Origin of the sequence: Rhizobium sp. LjRoot30, assembly GCF_964253915.1 — a bacterium.
In the GTDB taxonomy this organism is placed as follows: Bacteria; Pseudomonadota; Alphaproteobacteria; order Rhizobiales; family Rhizobiaceae; genus Metarhizobium.
Window position 1 is genome coordinate 137952 of the sequence record NZ_CAXUSG020000010.1, and the last position, 13244, is coordinate 151195.

General features: G+C 60.6%; 10 protein-coding genes. 8 read left to right on the forward strand and 2 right to left on the reverse strand.

Annotated features, from left to right (window positions below; translation table 11 throughout):
• Positions 1-358 precede the first annotated feature (358 nt).
• The 3 genes from ACSQ3I_RS19800 (at position 359) to ACSQ3I_RS19810 (ending at position 4385) form a co-directional block, all read left to right on the forward strand.
• On the forward strand, positions 359-2248 hold the full coding sequence (locus ACSQ3I_RS19800; protein WP_436001709.1) for an ABC-F family ATP-binding cassette domain-containing protein: 1890 nt from the start codon (positions 359-361) through the stop codon (positions 2246-2248).
• A gap of 238 nt (positions 2249-2486) precedes the next feature.
• Positions 2487-3335 carry a polysaccharide deacetylase family protein gene (locus tag ACSQ3I_RS19805; RefSeq protein ID WP_436001710.1) on the forward strand — a complete coding sequence of 283 codons (849 nt, stop codon included), beginning with the start codon at positions 2487-2489 and terminating at the stop codon, positions 3333-3335.
• Between the two features lie 123 nt (positions 3336-3458).
• Positions 3459-4385, forward strand: coding sequence for a Gfo/Idh/MocA family protein (locus ACSQ3I_RS19810; protein ID WP_436001711.1), 927 nt, complete (start codon positions 3459-3461; stop codon positions 4383-4385).
• Positions 4386-4442: 57 nt separating this feature from the next.
• On the opposite strand, the gene ACSQ3I_RS19815 is transcribed toward ACSQ3I_RS19810, so the two are convergent.
• A complete protein-coding gene (locus ACSQ3I_RS19815) occupies positions 4443-4892 on the reverse strand; it encodes a DNA polymerase III subunit chi (protein WP_436001712.1) in 450 nt (149 codons plus the stop codon).
• Between the two features lie 7 nt (positions 4893-4899).
• Positions 4900-6390, reverse strand: a complete 1491-nt coding sequence (locus ACSQ3I_RS19820; RefSeq protein WP_436001713.1) for a leucyl aminopeptidase — start codon at positions 6388-6390, stop codon at positions 4900-4902.
• 202 nt (positions 6391-6592) lie between these two features.
• Between ACSQ3I_RS19820 and ACSQ3I_RS19825 the strand changes: the two genes are divergently transcribed.
• The 5 genes from ACSQ3I_RS19825 to ACSQ3I_RS19845 all read left to right on the forward strand — a co-directional run bounded on the left by ACSQ3I_RS19825 (position 6593) and on the right by ACSQ3I_RS19845 (position 13222).
• On the forward strand, positions 6593-7375 hold the full coding sequence (locus ACSQ3I_RS19825; protein WP_436001714.1) for a phosphatase PAP2 family protein: 783 nt from the start codon (positions 6593-6595) through the stop codon (positions 7373-7375).
• Positions 7376-7479: 104 nt separating this feature from the next.
• On the forward strand, positions 7480-8658 hold the full coding sequence (gene lptF, locus ACSQ3I_RS19830; protein WP_436001715.1) for an LPS export ABC transporter permease LptF: 1179 nt from the start codon (positions 7480-7482) through the stop codon (positions 8656-8658).
• A complete protein-coding gene (lptG, locus tag ACSQ3I_RS19835) occupies positions 8655-9743 on the forward strand; it encodes an LPS export ABC transporter permease LptG (RefSeq protein WP_436001716.1) in 1089 nt (362 codons plus the stop codon). Before lptF ends, lptG begins: the two co-directional genes overlap by 4 nt.
• Complete coding sequence (locus tag ACSQ3I_RS19840; RefSeq protein ID WP_436001717.1) at positions 9743-12103, forward strand: LPS-assembly protein LptD; 2361 nt, start codon at positions 9743-9745, stop codon at positions 12101-12103. The genes lptG and ACSQ3I_RS19840 overlap by 1 nt, the downstream gene beginning before the upstream one ends.
• A gap of 180 nt (positions 12104-12283) precedes the next feature.
• Entirely contained in the window at positions 12284-13222 is a 939-nt protein-coding gene (locus ACSQ3I_RS19845; RefSeq protein ID WP_436001718.1) for a peptidylprolyl isomerase, read from the forward strand.
• Positions 13223-13244: the final 22 nt, after the last annotated feature.

The window sequence follows — 13244 nt, forward strand, 5'->3', positions numbered from 1 at the left end:
AATTGGATGCCGGATCGCCAAGCCCCCAACAGACGGCGGTTTCCGTGCTGGACTACATTATGATAACGTAATTAAAAAATCGTTATTATTTCAATACCTCCATGTTCACCGCCAATATTGATAAATAGATTTTTTTATTACATGGAAAATGCTGAAAACAGCGACGAAATTGATAAATATCAATTTATGCAATTTGAAATATACTTATTATTGCTTCCTATCCTGCTTTAAACGAGGAAAGCACGGTGGAATTGCACTCGACATCGGTCACCGGCCTTCAATCGCCCCGGATGGGAATGCGGCAGACCGTCGCCAGCACGCTCTTGCGTTCCCGATGGAGTTCGGCGAAAACGCCGGCATGATTACGCTCACCAACCTCTCCGCCCGTATTGCCGGGCGCTTGCTCATCGACCAGGCCAACGTGACGCTTCCGGCGGGCACGAAGGCAGGCCTTGTCGGCAGGAACGGCGCCGGCAAATCCACACTCTTCCGCATCATCACCGGAGAGATGGAAAGCGAGAGCGGATCGGTGTCGATGCCGCGTCAGGCGCGCATCGGGCAGGTTGCCCAGGAGGCGCCAGGCACCGAGGAACCGCTGATCGAGATCGTGCTGAAAGCGGACAAGGAGCGCGAAGCGCTGCTCACCGAAGCCGTCACGGCAAAGGACCCGCACCGGATCGCCGAAATCCAAACGCGGCTTGCCGATATCCAGGCGCATTCGGCGGAAGCACGTGCCGCCAGCATTCTCTCCGGCCTCGGCTTCGACCACGAGGCGCAGGCGCGTCCGGCCTCCAGCTTCTCCGGCGGCTGGCGCATGCGCGTGGCGCTTGCCGCCGTGCTGTTTTCCGAGCCGGACCTCTTGCTGCTCGACGAACCGACCAACTATCTCGACCTCGAAGGCACGTTGTGGCTGGAAGATTATATCCGCCGCTATCCCTACACGGTCATCATCATCAGCCACGACCGCGACCTTCTGAACACGGCGGTCAACTCGATCATTCATCTCGACCAGAAGAAGCTCACCTTCTATCGCGGCGGCTACGACCAGTTCGAACGCCAGAAGGCGGAAGCCGACGAGCTGCAGATGAAAGCGAAGGCGAAGAACGACGCCGCCCGCAAACATCTGCAGAGTTTTATCGACCGCTTCCGCGCCAAGGCCACCAAGGCGCGGCAGGCGCAGAGCCGCATCAAGGCGCTGGAGCGCATGGGCACGGTTGCCGCCGTCATCGAAGACCATGTCCAGGGCTTCACCTTCCCGGAGCCGGAAAAGCAGCCCGCCTCGCCGATCATCGCAGTCCAGAGCGGCGCCGTCGGCTACGCGCCCGGCAAACCGATCCTGACGCGCCTCAACCTGCGCATCGACAATGACGACCGTATCGCCCTGCTCGGCTCGAACGGCAACGGCAAGTCCACTTTCGCGAAATTCATCTCCGGCAAGCTCACCGCCGAGACCGGAGAAGTGCGGACGGCGCCGAACCTGAAGATTGGCTTCTTCGCCCAGCACCAGCTCGACGATCTCGTGCCGAAGGACAGCGCTGTCGAGCATATCCGGCGATTGATGCCGGAGGCACCGGAAGCCAAGGTGCGCGCCCGCGTCGCCCAGATGGGCCTGGCGACGGAAAAGATGGACACGCCGGCCAAGGATCTTTCGGGCGGCGAAAAGGCGCGACTGCTGATGGGCATCGCCGCCTTCGATGCGCCGAACCTGCTGATCCTCGACGAACCGACCAACCACCTCGACATCGACAGCCGCAATGCGCTGATCCAGGCGCTGAATGACTATCCCGGCGCCGTCATCCTCATCTCGCACGACCGCCACCTGATCGAGGCGACCGTCGACCGGCTGTGGCTGGTGCGTGACGGTACCGTGACCAATTACGACGGCGACCTGGAAGACTATCGCAGCATCGTCGTCTCCAGTTCCAAGCCGAAAAGCGGCGCTGCCAAGACGGATGCGGCCGACGACAGCCGCAACAAGGCCGACCAGCGCAAGGCGGCGGCGGAAAAGCGCGCCACCTACGCGCCGCTGAAGAAAAAGATCAACGATCTCGAATCCTTGACGGAAAAGCTGAACAAGCAGATTCAGCTTCTGGACAAGGAACTTGAAGATCCCGCGCTCTACGAAAAATCGCCCGACAAGGCCGTCGCCAATTCGAAGGAGCGCGCCGCCGCGCTTGCCAAGCTGAACGAGGCGGAGGAACAGTGGCTGGAGCTGTCTGCCGAATATGAGGAGGCGATGGCGGGGTAACCGCCATCCGCGGGTGGAACGAGAGGGTGCCACACGGCAAGACCTGTCCGTTTGGCCCCCTCATCCGACCCTTGGGCCACCTTCTCCCCGCGGGGGAGAAGGGGAAGAGGCGGCGTAGCGCGATATGTGATTGCCAACGCCACCCGCAGAATAGTTAAAGTCCGCAGCGCTGCGGCAACGCTTCGTTAACCATAATCGAGAAAAATTGCTCAACATTATCGATTTGTTGAGTGATTTGATGTCGTCGCGTCTTCTTTTTCCATTGCTTGCCGTGACCCTCGCCCTGACGGGCTGCGGCACCAAACCCAATTCCGAAACCGGCTCCCTCAAGACCTCGTTTGCCGCGACCACGCCGCTGCACCATAAAAAGGGTGCGAACGAGCCTGTGGAGATGGAGCCTGCCGCCTGGGTTAAGCCCAGCCATCCCGGCGGACTTTCCGGCCGGACGCTGACCGTCGGCTCGCTCAGCGAATTGAAGCTGCGCCCCAAGGAAGTGATCCTGACCTTCGATGACGGCCCGATGCCCGGCAAGACGGAAAAGGTCTTGGACATCCTCGACGGTTACGGCGTCAAGGCGACCTTCCTGATGGTCGGCCAGATGGCGGAAACCTATCCGGCGATTGCCCGCAAGGTCGTGCGGCGCGGCCACACCATCGGCACCCATACCTACCGGCACAGCAACCTCGCCGGCATGGGATATGACAGCGCCCTGTCCGAAATCGCCCGCGGCGAAAAGGCGGTCGAAAAGGCGACTTCGGTCAATGCCGGTTTCTTCCGCTTCCCCTATCTTTCCGATACCCGCCGGCTGCGCAGCGCGCTTGCCGGACGCGGTCTCGTGGTCCTGGATGTCGATGTCGATTCGAAGGATTACTTCAAGGTCGGGCCTTCGGCCGTGACCATGCGAACGATGGAATCGCTTCGCCGGCGCGGCAGCGGCATCATCCTGATGCATGACATCCACAAACGTACGGCCACCATGCTGCCCGCCCTGCTCAACCAGTTAAAGAACGACGGCTACAAGGTGGTGACGCTTCGCTACAAGCGCAGCCGCATGCCCGGCTCGATGCTGATGGCCTCCGCCGAGTAAAATCGGACAGCCTTTCCGTACCGGATACCGCAAAAGCCGCCCTTGCCGAAGGGCGGCTTTCTGCTAAGACTGCCCGGCAAACAGACACTTCGAGCGAAACACCCGTCAAAGAGCATTCCCATCATGGCCCCCATCAAGCTCGCCATCGTCGGCGTCGGCAAGATCGTCCGCGACCAGCACCTCCCCGCCATCGCCGCCAACGGCAGCTATGAACTGACCGCCACCGCGAGCCGTCACGGCACGGTGGACGGCATTCCGAGCTATCCGACCATCGGCGCGATGCTGGAAGCCGTACCGGAAATCAACGCCGTTTCGCTGTGCATGCCGCCGCAGTATCGATACGAGGCAGCCCATGCCGCGCTCGCCGCCGGCAAGCACGTGTTCCTCGAAAAGCCGCCGGGCGCCACCCTCAGCGAAGTGCAGGACCTGAAGCGGAGCGCCGACGAAAAGGGCCTGACGCTGTTCGCCAGCTGGCATTCGCGCTATGCGCCGGCCGTGGAGGCAGCAAAATCGTTCCTCGCCGCCACCACGATCCGCAGCGTCAACGTCATCTGGAAGGAAGACGTCCGCCACTGGCATCCGAACCAGGACTGGATCTGGCAGGCCGGCGGCCTCGGCATCTTCGATCCTGGTATCAATGCATTGTCGATCGTCACGCATATCCTGCCGCGGGCAATCTTCCTCACCAAGGCCAGCCTGGAATTCCCGGAAAACCGCGATGCGCCGATCGCTGCCGATCTTCGCTTTACGGACATTGCCGGCCTCGACGTGCACGCCGAATTCGACTGGCGCCAGACCGGCAAGCAGAGCTGGGATATCGTCTCCGCCACGGACGCCGGCGAAATGGTGCTCTCTGAAGGCGGCGCCAAGCTGTCGGTCAATGGCGAACTGAAGTTTTCCGCGCCGGAAGCCGAATATCCGGCCCTCTACGAGCGCTTCGCCTCTCTCGTTGCCGCCGGCCAGTCGGATGTCGACCTGGCGCCGCTGACGCATGTCGCCGATGCCTTCATGCTCGGCCGGCGCAAGTTCGTCGATTCGTTCTTCGATTAAGACGGGCTTCAATCAAGTCGAGCTTCGATTGAGATGGGAAGGCGGCTTCGTCCGCCTTTACCCTTTCTTCTCCCAGCGGCCTTCGGCATTCTGCTGCCAGTAGGTCAGCTTGTGCCCCTCGCCTTTCAGCTTCTTCCACTGACCTCGAGCCGCTTCGAGCTGGCCCTGATCGTAGCCGTCGAACATGAAGACGACGCGCTCATAGGCATCCAGCGGCGGCGGTTCGGCGCCGTCTATGATGAACCGCACGGTCGCGCCGTTCGCATTGTCCGTGGTCAGCGTCAAAAGCACTGGCTGATCCTCCGCCATCTCCTCCCCATCGAGACCGTGCGCCAGAAAACTGTCGTCGCGGAACGTCCAGAGATGGCCGTCGAGCTTGTCGCGCAAGGCGGCATCGTTCATCTGCACGGTCACCCGCCAGCCGCGCTCGACACTTTTGTCGAGCAACGGCGGCAAGGCGTCTTCCAGCTTGCTCTCGGTCAGATGGTAGAACAGGACTTCGGTCACGCCGGTCTCAGACCTCGTAGCGGGCGCGGACCAGTTGATCCAGCAACCGCACGCCAAAACCCGATCCCCAGGACTGGTTGATCTCGTTCGACGGCGACGACATGGCCGTGCCGGCGACATCGAGATGCGCCCACGGCGTCTCGCCGACGAAACGCTTCAGGAACTGCGCCGCGGTGATCGCGCCCGCATGGCGTCCACCGGTGTTTTTCATGTCGGCGAACTTGCTGTCGATCATCTTGTCGTAATCCTTGCCGAGCGGCATGCGCCACAGCTTCTCGTCGGTGGCAAGACCGGCTTCCGTCAGTTCGGCGGCCAGCGAATCGCTGTTGGTGAACAGGCCGGCATGGGTATTGCCGAGCGCCACGATGATTGCACCGGTGAGCGTCGCGAGGTTGATCATGAATTTCGGCTTGAAGCGCTCGTTGCAGTACCAAAGCGCATCGCAGAGCACGAGGCGGCCTTCGGCATCGGTGTTGATCACCTCGATCGTCTGGCCGGACATCGAGGTGACGATATCGCCGGGACGCTGGGCATTGCCGTCGGGCATATTCTCGACGAGGCCGATGATGCCGATGGCGTTGACCTTGGCCTTGCGGGCGGCGAGCACGTGCATCAGGCCGGTCACGGCGGCGGCACCGCCCATGTCACCCTTCATCTCTTCCATGCCGGCAGCCGGCTTGATCGAGATACCGCCAGTATCGAAGACAACGCCCTTGCCGACGAAAGCAACCGGCTGCTCCTTCTTGGCACCCTTCCAGTGCATGACCACGAGGCGCGGCGGGCGGACGGAGCCCTGCGCCACACCTAGAAGCGCGCCCATGCCGAGCTTGCGCATTTCCTTTTCCGTCAGGATCTCGACATCGACGCCGAGTTTCTCCAGTTCCTTCGCCTTGGCGGCGAATTCTTCCGGGCCGAGAATGTTGGCCGGTTCGTTGACGAGGTCCCTGGCAATGTTGACGCCGTCGGCAACGGCCCGCGCAACGGCAAACGCCTTCTGCGCCGCCGACGAATCGGCAGTGACGATCGTGACCTTCACCGTCGATGCCTTGGCCTTGTCGTCGTCCTCCCCCTTTTTCGTCTTGTAGGTATCGAAGCTGTAAGCGCGCAAAAGCAGGCCGAGGGCAAAATCGGCGGCCTGGGTCGGCTGCACATCGAGACCGGGCGCATCGAGGAAAACAACCGCCGCCTCGGCTTTGCCGATCTTTGACGCGGCGACACCGCCGGCGCGCAACCAATCATGCGCCGTCACCTCACCCGCCTTGCCGAGACCAAGAACGAACACGCGATCCGCATCAGAACCCTGCGGTGCGACGATATCCAGCACCGACATCGACTTGGCGGAAAAACGCGCCACCTTGGCGGCCTTGATGAAGACGCCGGCGGGATCGGCAACGGCTGAACCGGCAGGTGCGTCGCCATCCGAGGTTTTGAGAAGAACAGCCGTGGCGCCCTCGATACGGGCCGATTTGGCAAAGGAAATTTCGAATTTCGCAGACATTGATTCTCCGCTGCAACATTGTCATCATGATCGTGGAGCGATCATGGGGTTTTATCGTCTGAACGCAAGTGCAAGCTGCTTATGCCGAAATGCACGGTTCTGCAAAACCGGCTCTCGGATGATCATTCTGCTGTCGCACTCGACTGTTAGGCACGGACCGCATGTTCGAGGGAGCAAAACGGAATGAATCCGGGATTTTTTCGTGACAACTGACTTGGGGAAACCCGGCGCCAGCGGGGAAACTGGCGGCCTGATGCGTCCTTACGCATATACGCAGATCTTTTGCGTTATATTCGCACTGTGGTGGGTGACGCTCTGCTTCTTTCACGTCTTTCCACAGATAGACCTCATCGTCGCCAAGTGGTTTTTCGTGCCCTTCACCTGCCAGGAAACGCCGAATGCCCTCGGCATCTGCGGGCATTTCCCCTTCAGCCGTGACGAGTTCCACAAGGGACTGCGCAAATTCCTGTTCTTCCTGCCGTCGGCCATCGCCATCATCTTGGTCTGTATGACGGTACTGGAACTGCGCCGACGGCGGCGCGGGCTTAGAAAGCTCGACCTGCGCTATTACGGCGCAGCGCTCGTCTCCTTCGTCGTCGGGCCGTACATCCTCGTCAATCTCTGGCTCAAGTCGCATTCGAATCGGCCCCGTCCCTACGAGACCGACATTTTCGGCGGCAAACACATGTTCGAGCCTGCCGGGTCCTTTGCCGGCACCTGCAACAATAACTGCTCGTTCATTTCGGGAGAGGCCGCCGGGGCAGGTTGGCTGTTTTGCCTGATTATCCTCATTCCTCCGCCGCTGCGGCCGTTGCTCGTGCCGCCCCTCGTCATCGTCGCTTTCTTGACGCCGGCCCTGCGCGTTGCCTGGGGCGGCCACTATCTGTCCGACGCCGTACTCGGCTGGATGTCTTCGCCGGTCATCTTCTTCGGCGTGCTGGCATTGACCGAAGTGACACGCCGCCGGAAAATTTTGCTGGCCTAACGGAAATTTGACGGGCGGCCTGTCGCCAAAAATTCACAAACAGCGTAGAGAAAACGCGTCGCCGGCAGGTCTTCACGAATGCCGGCTTGAGTTTGAAGGCCTGCATGAAACTGATCGAGTCATATATTCTGCGGCGCGTGAGCCAGATGTTCCTGGTGGCGTTGCTGCCGGTGCTGGCCATCATCTGGACGACCCAGGTGCTCGGCCGCATCAATCTTGTGACCGATAGCGGCCAGTCGATCGGCTCGTTCGTGCAGTTGGCGACACTCATCCTGCCGACCATCATCCCCATCGTCCTGCCGTTTGCCATCGTCATCGGCATCACCCAGACGCTGGCGGCGATGAACAACGATTCGGAGTTGACCGTCATCGAGGCCGCTGGCGCCACGCGCGCGACGATCATGCGGCCGATCCTGCTTTTGGCTGCGGGCCTTAGCGTCTTCTCCTTCTTCGTCGACAATGTCATTGAACCGAAGGTCCGCGTCGCAGCCCGCGAAATGGTCGCCGCCGCCTATGCCGATCTTCTCTCCTCGGTCATCGAGGAAAAAACGTTCCGGCGCATCGAGGACGGCCTCTACATCCAGATCTCCGAGCGCCATTCCGGCCGCATCCTCAAGGGCCTGTTTGTCGCCGATTCGCGCGATCCGAATTTCGACCTCATCTATTATGCCCGCGAAGGCGCGGTGAATGTCGAGGGCACGGCCCTGATCATGCATGACGGCGAGGTGCATCGGAAGATTCCGAACGGCAACGTCTCGATCATCCGCTTCGATTCCTATTCCTTCGACCTGTCGGACCTCACCCAGACGCGCGGCCAGGCCACCCTGCGCTCGGGCGACCGGAGCCTCGGCTTCCTCCTCAATCCGGATCCTGAAGATTCGCATTACAAGCAGAAACCCGGGGAATATCGCGCCGAACTGCACCGACGGCTGACGGAGTGGTGTTTCCCGCTGCTCTACGCAATGATTTCACTGCTGATTGCCGGCGACGCCCGTTCGCACCGCGATGCCCACCTGCATCCGATGGTGTCGGCCCTGGCGATCAGCTTCGGCCTGCGCTGGGCATCCTTCTACGCATCGAACCAGTCGGAGCACGACGTTACCTATGTCTATGTCGCTTACGCGGTGCCGATCGTCGCGGGCGCCGTTGCCGCCTTCCTGCTGTCGCGCAACATGAAGCTCCGGATCCCGGCCTTCCTGCGCTACCGGACCGCCGACATCTGGCGCGGGCTGCTGGCGCGGCTGAACGGTCAGCGCGGCGCTTCGAAGGGAGATCCGGCATGATCTTCTCGACGCTCGGACGCTACTTCTTCCGCCGTTACCTTGCGACCACCCTGTGGTTCCTGCTCGGCATCGTCTCGATCATCTTCCTGATCGACTTTTCCGAAACTTCCGGGCGATTCTCGTCGCTGGCCGGTTATTCGGTCGGCGGCGCGCTGTTCATGACCTTCGTGCGCCTGCCGCTCATCCTGCAGCAGACGATCCCCTTCATCATGCTGTTTGTCGGCATGACGACGCTGATTGCGCTCAACCGCCGCTACGAACTGGTGGTGACGCGGGCCGCCGGCGTCTCCGTCTGGCAGTTCATGGCCCCCTTCGTGTTCGGCGCCTTTCTTGTCGGTGCGGCGACCACGCTTGCACTCAATCCTTTGGCAGCCTGGGGCCAGCGTCAGGCGCTATTTCTCGAATCGGATTGGAAAGCGGCAAGCAACAAGAGCCGTTCGTCCTCCGCTGTTCCGTGGCTTCGCCAGATCAGCGGCAAGGACGACACGGTGATCGGCGGACGGGTGATCCTCGAAGACGGAACCCTGCTCGTCGACGCCGCCCTGATCCATTTCGATCCGGAAGGCCGGATCATTCTGAGACAGGATGCGGGATCGGCAAAATTGCAAGATGGTTACTGGTTGCTTAACGACGTGACAGAGACTAGGCCAGGTGAAGTCCCTGTGCGACTCCCATCCGTCCAAGTGCCGACCAACTTGAAACGGGAATTCGTGCAGGAGCGTTTGGCTCAACCGGAAACCGTTGCTTTTTATGATCTTTCTCAGAAAATTGCGATTGCCAAGTCCTTCGGTGTTTCCACCCGGGCGCTTGAGACGCAATATCACTCCCTGCTTTCGCTGCCCTTCCTGCTGATTGCGATGACCATGATCGCCGCAACCGTCACGCTGAAGTTCAGTCGTTTTGCACAATCCCGCTCGGTGATTCTGGGTGGAATCCTTTCAGGCTTCGTGCTTTATGTTGTGACCGTGCTTGTGAAAGCATTCGGAAGCAGCGGGGTAGTACCACCGTTCATTGCGGCCTGGATTCCGGTCGTGGTGGCGATGGCACTCGGGGCTACAATTCTGCTGCATCAGGAGGATGGCTAGTGGCGGTAACAAACCGCAAAACGATCAGGAGGCTTTTGACCGCCCTGCTGACCGGGGTGGCTGCGTCTGCGTATTTCAGTGCGACTGTTGTAGCGGCTTACGCTCAGTCGAACAGTTTGCAGTCGCTGGAGCCGAACATTCCTGCCGAGTCGAAGCTCATGCTCGCGGCAAACGAACTCGTGTACGATAAAGATGCCGAGCGGATTTCCGCTGTCGGCGGTGTGCAGATCAATTACGCTGGCTACAAGATGGTGGCCCAGCGCGTTGAATACGATCAAAAAACCGGCCGGATGACGGCGATCGGCAATATCGAGCTGATCGAGCCCGGCGGCAACCGGCTGTATGCCGAAACGCTCGATGTCACGGACGACTTCGGCGAAGGCTTCCTCAATGCCTTGCGCGTGGAGACGACCGACAATACCCGTCTGGCCGCCGAAAGCGCCGAACGCGTCGGCGCCCGCGACATGATTCTCAACAACGGCGTCTACACGGCCTGCCTGCCCTGCGCAGAAAAGCCGGATCGCGCGCCGCTGTGGCAGATCAAGGCCCAGCGTGTCATCCAGAATGGCGAGAAGCATACGGTGCGGCTGGAAAATGCCCGCTTCGAGCTTTTCGGCCAGTCGATTGCCTGGATACCCGTGCTTGAGGTTCCCGATCATACGGTGAAGCGCAAGTCCGGCTTCCTCTTCCCGAGCATGTCGACGACCGAAAACCTCGGCTTCGGCCTGAAGGTTCCGTATTATTACGCCATTTCCAACAGCAAGGATCTGACGGTCAGCGGTACCGGCTACACCAGCCAGGGTTTCCTGCTGGATGCCGAATATCGCCAGCGCTTCGACAATGGCACGCTCACCCTGCGGGCAGCCGGCATCAGCCAGATGAACCCGGATGAGTTTACCGACGGCACCAGCGATGCCGAGGTCAAAGAACGTGGCATGATCCAGTCCACTGGCGCGTTTACGATCAATCCGCGCTGGGCCTTCGGCTGGGACGTCATGACCCAGACCGACAACAACTTTTCGCGCACATACGATCTGAACGGTCTCGACGAGAGCGTCCATACCAACCAGGTCTACCTGACGGGCATGGGCGATCGTAACATCTTCGACATGCGCGCCTTCTATTTCGACGTCCAGGATTCCAATCCGCGCGACACCGAAGAGAACAAGCAGGCGATGGTCTATCCGGTCATCGACTACGGCTACATCGCGCCGGTTCCGGTCGGTGGCGGCGAGCTGTCGCTCGATATCAACTTCACGAATATTTCGCGCTCGAACCCGGATATCTACACATCGAGCGGCTACGATCGTTTCCGTGGGCTTGACGGCCGCATGGCGCGCCTTTCGGCCGAAGCCGAATGGAAGCGTACCTTCATCACCGACGGCGGCCTGTCGCTGACGCCGATCGTCGCACTTCGCGGCGATGCGCTGAACGTCGACATGGCAAGCCCGAACTCCATCGACCCTGCCCGTTACCTCTACGGCGGTGGCTTCGAAGGTGACGATGCAAACGCTCGCGGCATGGTTACGGCCGGCCTGGAAGCCCGTTATCCGATCCTGATGACGACGGCCAACAGTAGCCACGTCTTCGAGCCGATCGCGCAGATTTTTGTGCGCCCGGACGAACAGATGGCTGGCGGCCTGCCGAACGAGGATGCCCAGAGCTTCGTGTTCGATGCTACCAACCTGTTCGAGCGTGACAAGTTTTCGGGTTACGACCGGATCGAGGGCGGCACGCGTGCCAATGTCGGCTTGCGTTATACCGGCACCTTCGACAGCGGCTATACGCTGCACGGCATCTTCGGCCAGTCCTATCACTTGGCGGGTCTGAACTCCTTTGCCACCGACGATCTGGTGAATGCAGGCGCGAATTCCGGTCTCGAAAGCGACGTCTCGGACTTCGTGTCCATGGCGAGCGTCACGACACCGTATGGCCTTTCGCTGACGGCTCTCGCCCGCCTGGACGAAAAGACGCTCGAGCCGATGCGCACCGGTGCTTCCGTCGGCTACGGCAACGATCGTCTGCAGACGAGCCTGACCTACACGCAGATCGCCGAGCAGCCGAAATACGGCGCCTCGGAAGAAAGCACCGAACTGCAGACTTCCGCTTCGTTCCGCCTGACGCAATATGTTTCGGTGTTCGGCTCCATGACCTGGGACCTGAACAACGACGTCGTCAGCCGCCGCAGCGCCGGTTTCTCCTATGAGGACGAGTGCACGATCTTCTCGCTGTATTACACCGACAAGCGTGACATCTCGAACACCGCGGCAAACGACTGGCAGATCGGTGCCCGCCTCAGCTTCCGTACGCTGGGCGACATCCAGGTCGGCGATGCGCCGCAGGGCAACTATCGTTACTGACGAAGTCGCCGATGCCTTGGCGGGAGCCCGCCAAGGCAGTGTTTTTCACGCTGGAATACGCCGGAAAGCTGCTCGGTCATTGTTTTGCCGTAAGAATTACGTTATTCGGCACCTTCGTGGAATTTTCGCAAGATCGGAGCAGCGGGCAGCCCTGGTGGCGCCAGCCGGAGAGGTAGACCGATGAAATCTGGATTGAAGCCGATACGTGCGCTTGTGTTCGGTGTCGCGGCCCTGGCGGTTTCCCTGACGGCACAGCCGTTCGTGCCGGCAGCTTTCGCCGCAAGCCAGATCAGCGCCACCGTCAACAAGACGGCGATCACCACCGGCGACGTCGCCAAGCGCGTTGCCTTCCTCCGCCTGCAGAGAACGAAGGGCAATCTCAACAAGATCGCCCAGCAGCAGCTTGTCGACGAATATCTGAAGCGTCAGGAAGTTTTGCGCGTGCAGATGTCCGTCAGCACGCAAGAAGTCGATGCGGCCTATGCGCGTTTCGCGGCCAGCAACAAGATGGCCCCCGAGCAGCTGAGCAAATTGCTGCAGCAGGCCGGTGTCGGCGCCGATCACTTCAAGGCCTATATCGCCATTTCCATGAGCTGGCCGCGCGTCGTCAATGCCCGCTACGGATCCAGCGGCCGCATGTCCAACCAGGAAGTCGTCAGCCGCATGCTGCAGAACAAGCAGAAGCCGGTGACGACGGAATATTTCCTGCAGCAGGTCATCTTCGTGGTGCCGGCCTCCAAGAAGGGCATCGTCGGCAAGCGCAAGGCCGAAGCCGAAGCCTCGCGGGCGAAGTTCCCGGGTTGCGACCAGGCGAAGATCTTTGCCGCCACCATGCATGACGTTTCGATCCGCAGCCTCGGCCGCGTGCTGGCGCCGGAACTGCCGGAGGACTGGAAGCCGCTGATCGAGAAGGCCAAGGGCAATACCACCGGTACCCGCGTCACCGAACGCGGCGTCGAATATCTCGCCATCTGCAAGACACGCCAGGTTTCGGACGATTATGCGGCGGAAGTCGTTTTCCGTGCCGAAGATCTTGGCAAGCAGAAGGACGGCGAAAATCCGAACGAGGCGAAGTATGTCGAGGAGCTGCGCAAGAAGGCGCAGATCGTCTACAACTAACCCGGCTTCCACAGACGAAAGA

What these genes read in the sequence shown, in the direction of transcription:
- ACSQ3I_RS19810 (WP_436001711.1), top strand. Translation starts at nt 3,459, where the DNA reads ATGGCCCCCATCAAGCTCGCCATCGTCGGCGTCGGCAAGATCGTCCGC.
- lptF (WP_436001715.1), top strand. Translation starts at nt 7,480, where the DNA reads ATGAAACTGATCGAGTCATATATTCTGCGGCGCGTGAGCCAGATGTTC.
- ACSQ3I_RS19805 (WP_436001710.1), top strand. Translation starts at nt 2,487, where the DNA reads ATGTCGTCGCGTCTTCTTTTTCCATTGCTTGCCGTGACCCTCGCCCTG.
- ACSQ3I_RS19820 (WP_436001713.1), bottom strand. Translation starts at nt 6,390, where the DNA reads ATGTCTGCGAAATTCGAAATTTCCTTTGCCAAATCGGCCCGTATCGAG.
- ACSQ3I_RS19800 (WP_436001709.1), top strand. Translation starts at nt 359, where the DNA reads ATGATTACGCTCACCAACCTCTCCGCCCGTATTGCCGGGCGCTTGCTC.
- ACSQ3I_RS19845 (WP_436001718.1), top strand. Translation starts at nt 12,284, where the DNA reads ATGAAATCTGGATTGAAGCCGATACGTGCGCTTGTGTTCGGTGTCGCG.
- lptG (WP_436001716.1), top strand. Translation starts at nt 8,655, where the DNA reads ATGATCTTCTCGACGCTCGGACGCTACTTCTTCCGCCGTTACCTTGCG.